This is a genomic window from Limosilactobacillus pulli (assembly GCF_947381555.1).
Lineage (GTDB): Bacteria > Bacillota > Bacilli > Lactobacillales > Lactobacillaceae > Limosilactobacillus > Limosilactobacillus pulli.
On the sequence record NZ_CANCWQ010000020.1, the window covers coordinates 21,978 to 28,127 of the forward strand.

A 6,150-nucleotide genomic window follows, 5' to 3' on the forward strand; every position below is an offset into this window, starting at 1 on the left:
TTATGCTTCACTGTTCTCGCGCAGTCGTTCACTGTATTCTTCAGCGGCTTCCTGCAGCTCATCAAAGTCAATCATTCGCAATGCATAGTCTTTGTTTTGTTCCCGGTAGCGATTGATCGCGCGCCAGTCCCAAACCGTTTTTCCCTCACGCTCGGGGTCATAGATCAATAGGGCACTGTCTGTATAATAAAGCATAAAATTCTGGTACGCACGCAATTGCTCAGGTGATTCATACTTTTTTTTGCTAACCTTGCCGACAAAATCAACCTGCGACTTGACAGCTGCCAATCTAGCCTGATTATTTTCGTTCCAGCGAATTGAAAAATCGGCGTAAGGTTCCATCAAGGCAATTTTTAACTGGGGAAAATCGCTTTGCAACATCAGTGCGCTTTCGATGCTCCAACGTTCAACTCCCATCTGCGGTCCAGTAATCAGCCAAAATTCTTCGGTCGTATTCTCAAGTTGCCTACGCAGCTCTTTTTGTAGGACCGCTTTGATCACAGCTACCTTGGGATCCTTTTGCTCGTCAAAAACACCAAGCTCATATGCACGATAGCCTGTCGTCCATAATCTTTTCATTACAAAATTGATACCCCTTTCTAATTTTTTGAATGGATTTAACCGGTTTTTTTCGTACTCTGGTATAATAACACCTAGTTAAGGGAGGAAAAACTGATGAGCATTCATTATCCAAGTGGTCAAAAGCCGCTCGCTGTTCACGAACGAACGCAGCATCGATCCGTTGCACTGCATTCGACCTATGCTCAGCGTGGGATGTCATTGGAAGCTGAAATCAATGCCAGCAATCAGTATTACCTGGCAAACCATATTGCCGTGATTCATAAAAAGCCGACACCAGTCCAGCTGGTTAAGGTCGACTATCCCAAGCGGAGCGCGGCCGTTATCAGAGAAGCCTACTTCAAGCAGCCTTCAACGACCGACTACAATGGTATCTATAAAGGATGGTACATTGATTTTGACGCCAAGGAAACCCGCAATAAAACTTCTTTTCCTTTAAAGAACTTTCATGAGCACCAAATTCGTCACATGCATGAGTGCGTTGATCAAGGTGGAATCTGCTTTGCTTTGATCAGATTCGTCGAACTCGATCAAATGTATGTATTGCCCGCTACCAGCCTGTTTAAGCATTGGCAAAAGCAGCTGCATGGTGGGCGCAAATCCATTCCCTTGACCGCTATTATTCAAGACGGCTATCCTGTCCAGTATGGTCTAAAGCCACGGCTGCATTACCTGGCTGCAGTTGATCAGCTGATTGCCGCCAAGAAGCAATAATTTTAAAGGAGTAAGCAATGAACAACCAAGCAAGGCCGAGTCGTGCCAGTCAGCGACCCGGCAAGAAAAAGGCTGGTCGCGGCAGCATCGTCAAGCGCGTGCTGCTGTGGATTTTAGGACTGTTCGTTCTCGCGGTCGTTGCTGGGGCATGCGTATTCTTCTATTATGCATCCAGCGCGCCCAAGATCAGTCGCAGTGAACTGGCCAGTCAGACTACCACCACGATTTATGATGCCAACAACAACGTCATCTCACGCTTAGGTGCACAAAAGCGTGAATATGCCTCCAGCAGTGAGATCCCCAGCACTTTAAAGAACGCGGTCGTCGCGATTGAAGACCGTCGCTTCTACAAGCACCATGGGGTCGATCCAGTCCGCATCATGGGGGCTGCCGTAGCTGATATAACCCATCGTTCAAGCGGCATGCAAGGTGGGAGTACCTTAACCCAGCAGTTGGTCAAGCTTTCGGTATTCTCAACTTCAGATGCCGATCGGACGCTAAAGCGCAAGGCCCAAGAAGCGTGGCTGGCCATTAACGTTGAGCGCCATTTCTCCAAGTCCCAGATCCTAGGCTTTTATATCAATAAAGTCTACATGGGCAATGGGGTCTATGGTATGAAGACGGCTGCTCAATACTATTATGGCAAGGATCTAAATGAACTTAGTTTGGCACAGCTGGCAATGCTGGCGGGGATTCCACAGTCGCCAACCTACTACAACCCAACAACCGGCAATACCAAGTACGCAACGCAACGACGCAATCAGGTGCTGGATGCAATGGTGCGCAGCAAGTACATTTCACAAAGCCAAGCCACGGCTGCCAAAAAGGTCAGCATCAAAGACGGTCTTGACCCTGATCATGGCAACACGTCCGATAATTCCGTCCAGGTCAAGGAAAAAGTAGTTGATTCCTATGTCAAGGAAGTTCTGTCGCAGCTGGAGGCTAAGGGATACAACCCTTACACGGACGGCTTAAAGGTGCACACCAATCTTGACTTGAGCGCCCAAAAGCACCTGTACAATGCCGCTAACAACTCGGTAGCCTTCCAAAGCGACAAGATGCAGACTGGGGTTGCCGTCGTTGATCCAAACAATGGTCAGATCATCGCAATGCTGGGGGGCCGCAAGACCGGCAACGTCGTCTACGGCCTTAACCGTGCCGTTCAGACTGACCGTTCCTCTGGTTCGACTGTGAAGCCTTTGATGGACTACGGTCCAGCTATCCAATATCTCAAGTGGCCAACCTATAAGTCCGTCGAAGATACCAAGTTTGTCTACCCTGGTACCAACAAGGTTCTGCACGACTTTGACAATCAATACAAGGGTACGATGACAATGCGCGAGGCTCTGGTTCAATCCAGAAACGTTCCTGCCATTCGAACACTGCAAACGGTCGGCATCTCGCGAGCTACCAAGTTCCTCAAAGGCGTGGGTATTTCGCAATCCAAAGCCTACACGCTGCAAAACGGGATTGGCATCTATGTATCGCCACTGCAGATCGCTGCTGCCTACGCGGCCTTTGCCAACGGCGGTACCTACTATAAGCCATACTACATCAACTCAATCACTACGCAGGATGGTAATACCATTACCTACTCGCCAAGCGGCAAGTGGGCTATGAGCAAAGCGACCGCCTACATGATCACTGACATGCTCAAAGGCGTCTTTACCGGTCAAGGGAGTGCCACTAAGGCTAACCTTTCTGGCGTCTACCAAGCCGGCAAGACCGGTTCGACGGACTACCCAACCACTAGCCATCCTGATGGTGAAATGGACTCATGGATGGCCGGCTACACTAAGAACTACTCAATTGCAATCTGGACTGGCTATGATCACCCAATGCAGGCCGGCAGCGGGATTACCAAAGCCTACCAAAACACGGCCCAGCTGCTCTACAAGAATCTGATGCAGTATCTTGACAGTAAGAATCACGCCACCAACTGGTCAATGCCAAGCACGGTTGAAGCCGTTACGGTAAACGGTACTCGTCAGCTGGTTATTAAAGATTCTAAATGGGCTCTAGGCGTAACCAGCAGCTCGGCCTTGTCATCCAGCTCCAGCTCTTCGGCAAGCTCAAGTTCTAGCTCCAGCTCATCATCAAGTTCCAGCTCAAGTTCTAGTTCTTCTAGTGCCAGCTCGAGTTCTTCAAGTTCTGCTAGTGCCAGCTCCTCTAGCGCCGCCAGCTCGGCCAGCTCAGCACCGGCAGCATCAAGCTCTGCTTCCCAGCAGCAACAGCCGGCTCAACAGCCAGCTGCCACTGGACAGTAATATTTAACTTCTGAACAAACTAAAAGGCGATCAGCTTCATTGCGAGCTGATCGCCTTTTTTATTGCTAATAATGCAGATCATAGTCTTTTTCAATGTGCCCCTTGCGCCGACCATTTTGCAAAATGTAGATGGCCAAGATCACCAAGACGATGCCGGCAATCTCAATCCAGTTCATCCATTCTTTAAAGAAGATTACGCTTAAAATGGCAGTTACAATTGGCTGAAGCGCATCCATGATGCTAACCACATCTGATGGCGCAAACTTGGTTGCATGCATCAGCATCCCAAATGGAATGATCGTCCCAAACAAGACGACCGTTGAAACCGAAGCCACCAGCGTCACGGTAACGTGTGGCGGGTTAACCCAAAACGGCTGATACAGATTAAACAATAAGCCGGCAATAGCGGTTCCCCATCCTAGAACAATCAGTGGTGAATTCTCCTCAGCTGCTTTTTGCGGCAATACAACGTAAAAGGCTGCCGTGATGCCAGAGCCCAGTCCCCATAAAAACGAGTTCATCGGAATGGCTAAGTGACCAAAATTCCCTTTGGTCAGACATAAAAAGACGCCCGCCATGGCAATAACAAACGACAGTAAGTCGCTTTTTAATGGTCGGGCACGCTGGAAGATCCAACCACCAAAAACAATAAATAACGGTGACAGATACTGCAGGATGGTTGCCATTGACGCATTCCCCGTTTGGACGGAGTAATAAAACGTATAAAGGTTAGCCATCAAGCCAAAGATCGCATAGCTAAACAGCGAAATTACTGATGGCCAAGACTTAAAGACGTTAAAAATCTTACCACGATAAAGAATGGCGCTGATAACCAGCAAAATGATCCCGGCTGCCGAGGTTCGCATCGAAAGCATCCAATGTGCTGGAATGGCAAGATTTTGCGAGATCAGCTGCAGAACCGTACCGGAGACACCCCAGCTGATGGAGGCGGTTCCTGCCCACATCATTCCTTTAACGACATTTTTTTGTTTACTCATAATAAAGATCCCATCTATTAATTATTTCAAATCACAATAAAAAACATTCTAACATTTTTGCATAAATTCTTCCGGAAAAATGCTTTTTTTCAGTAAAAAAACCGTTCATGAAAGTTTCATGAACGGTTTACTTAATTAAATTAAGTTTAGAACCAACTCTTAATCCAATTAATAAACCTGGTAAGCCAGCTTTGGGCCTGCTTAACGGTCTCCTTGCCGGCTTCACTGTTAGCCCAGTTCTTCGCCTTGTTCATCAAGTTACCGGTTGAGTTCTTAACGTTATTAATGGTATTGCTTACATTATTGATATAAGTCTTGCTGGAAGAAATCGGCGAGTTTTGGAAGTTGACCAGCGCGCTGGCAATCTTTTCTTGCTGCGTCGTTGTCGTCTGATCGGCAATTCCGCGTTTTTCCAGCGCCTTATTCAGCATTTCCTGAATATCTGCCTTGGTTGCCAGCTCGCCGCTGCTTTGTTTTTGCTGGGCAATCTGCTTGGATGTATCACCGACTGCAGCCATCAGCTTGCCTGGATAAGACGAATCATCCTTGTTGGCATCAATGGCCGACTGAGTTGCATCCAGCACGGAGTTAGCAGCTGCCGTATTTTGACTGTTTAATTGATGACCATCAGCTTCAAAAGCCTTGTAGACCCCTGTCAGAGCCGATTCACCAGAGACGGCCCGATTAGCAGTAACGACAATCGTAATGTCGGTTACCCCAGCCATTTGCGCAACCATCGCGTATTGCTGAGCCGTAACCTCGGTAATATTGCTTTGGCCATCGTATTTCTTAATATTGACCTTGACCCCACTGCCCGGATCAGTTGGTGCAATTGCCACCGAACTGATCATCGCGGCATCGGTCGTCGTACCATTGCCGATATATTTAGCATAGTCGCTGGCCGTGGCCGTCAGTTTTTTAAATGATGAGTCAACGCCCATCACAGAGTTTAACTGATCATAAACGCTTTGAGGTGCACCGGCACCATAAACCACGTAGGAATTACTCAAGGTGTGCGTTGCCGTAGAAGATGACGAGCTTGACTGCTCGGTCGCCGTGTCAGCGGATACGACTGCTGGAGCCGCCATCGTGGCCACACCAGCAAGCGTTACTGCCAGCATCAAGCCGGCCAGCATTTTAATTGGTTTGTTCATCTTTAGCAAACCGCCTTTCTGATTATTTACATCTGATATTATACCTTGATTGATTGCCTAAAAGTGCGTCCTTAGCCAAAACTTAAGTATGTCAACCACCATCGGCTAAAGTCGATGGCTTGTGAGCAGACACCCCAATATTGAGTGTTTGAACCATAATTTGCATAGATACGGACGATTTACTCAAACAGCCACAGTCGCTTGAGCAGTGATCATCTAATTACCAATGCCTTTTATGTCCCCAGGTTGCCATAGGGACAATATATCTCAATAGTTGTTAGATAGTCAGTCTTATAATGCTGTAATCGCTCACTTTGGTTCTTAGTGATGCAGTTACTAAGTCAATTACTATCTATAAGTATTACGCGATTTGCTAGTTCGTAACATTTAACAAAAAAAGCCTAACAAGGTTAGACTCAAAGTAGACTAAAAAAGGAG

Annotated in this window: 5 protein-coding genes; 2 read left to right on the forward strand and 3 right to left on the reverse strand. The window is 47.4% G+C overall.

What is annotated here, in order from left to right; all coding sequences use genetic code 11:
- Positions 1-579, reverse strand: coding sequence for a DUF1273 domain-containing protein (locus tag QOS03_RS06685; RefSeq protein WP_283575819.1), 579 nt, complete (start codon positions 577-579; stop codon positions 1-3).
- 96 nt (positions 580-675) lie between these two features.
- Here QOS03_RS06685 and recU point away from each other — a divergent pair, with 96 nt between their 5' ends.
- Together recU and QOS03_RS06695 are read left to right on the forward strand one after the other, a co-directional pair.
- Positions 676-1,293 (forward strand): Holliday junction resolvase RecU, encoded by a 618-nt coding sequence (gene recU, locus QOS03_RS06690; protein ID WP_283575820.1) that lies wholly within the window; start codon positions 676-678, stop codon positions 1,291-1,293.
- 17 nt (positions 1,294-1,310) lie between these two features.
- Positions 1,311-3,560, forward strand: coding sequence for a PBP1A family penicillin-binding protein (locus tag QOS03_RS06695; protein WP_283575821.1), 2,250 nt, complete (start codon positions 1,311-1,313; stop codon positions 3,558-3,560).
- Between the two features lie 65 nt (positions 3,561-3,625).
- Here the strand turns inward: QOS03_RS06695 and QOS03_RS06700 are convergent, their stop codons facing one another.
- Positions 3,626-4,558, reverse strand: coding sequence for a DMT family transporter (locus QOS03_RS06700; RefSeq protein ID WP_283575822.1), 933 nt, complete (start codon positions 4,556-4,558; stop codon positions 3,626-3,628).
- A 146-nt stretch (positions 4,559-4,704) separates the two neighbouring features.
- Positions 4,705-5,712, reverse strand: coding sequence for a DUF1002 domain-containing protein (locus QOS03_RS06705; RefSeq protein ID WP_283575823.1), 1,008 nt, complete (start codon positions 5,710-5,712; stop codon positions 4,705-4,707).
- Positions 5,713-6,150: the final 438 nt, after the last annotated feature.

What these genes read in the sequence shown, in the direction of transcription:
- QOS03_RS06685 (WP_283575819.1), bottom strand. Translation starts at nt 579, where the DNA reads ATGAAAAGATTATGGACGACAGGCTATCGTGCATATGAGCTTGGTGTT.
- recU (WP_283575820.1), top strand. Translation starts at nt 676, where the DNA reads ATGAGCATTCATTATCCAAGTGGTCAAAAGCCGCTCGCTGTTCACGAA.
- QOS03_RS06695 (WP_283575821.1), top strand. Translation starts at nt 1,311, where the DNA reads ATGAACAACCAAGCAAGGCCGAGTCGTGCCAGTCAGCGACCCGGCAAG.
- QOS03_RS06700 (WP_283575822.1), bottom strand. Translation starts at nt 4,558, where the DNA reads ATGAGTAAACAAAAAAATGTCGTTAAAGGAATGATGTGGGCAGGAACC.
- QOS03_RS06705 (WP_283575823.1), bottom strand. Translation starts at nt 5,712, where the DNA reads ATGAACAAACCAATTAAAATGCTGGCCGGCTTGATGCTGGCAGTAACG.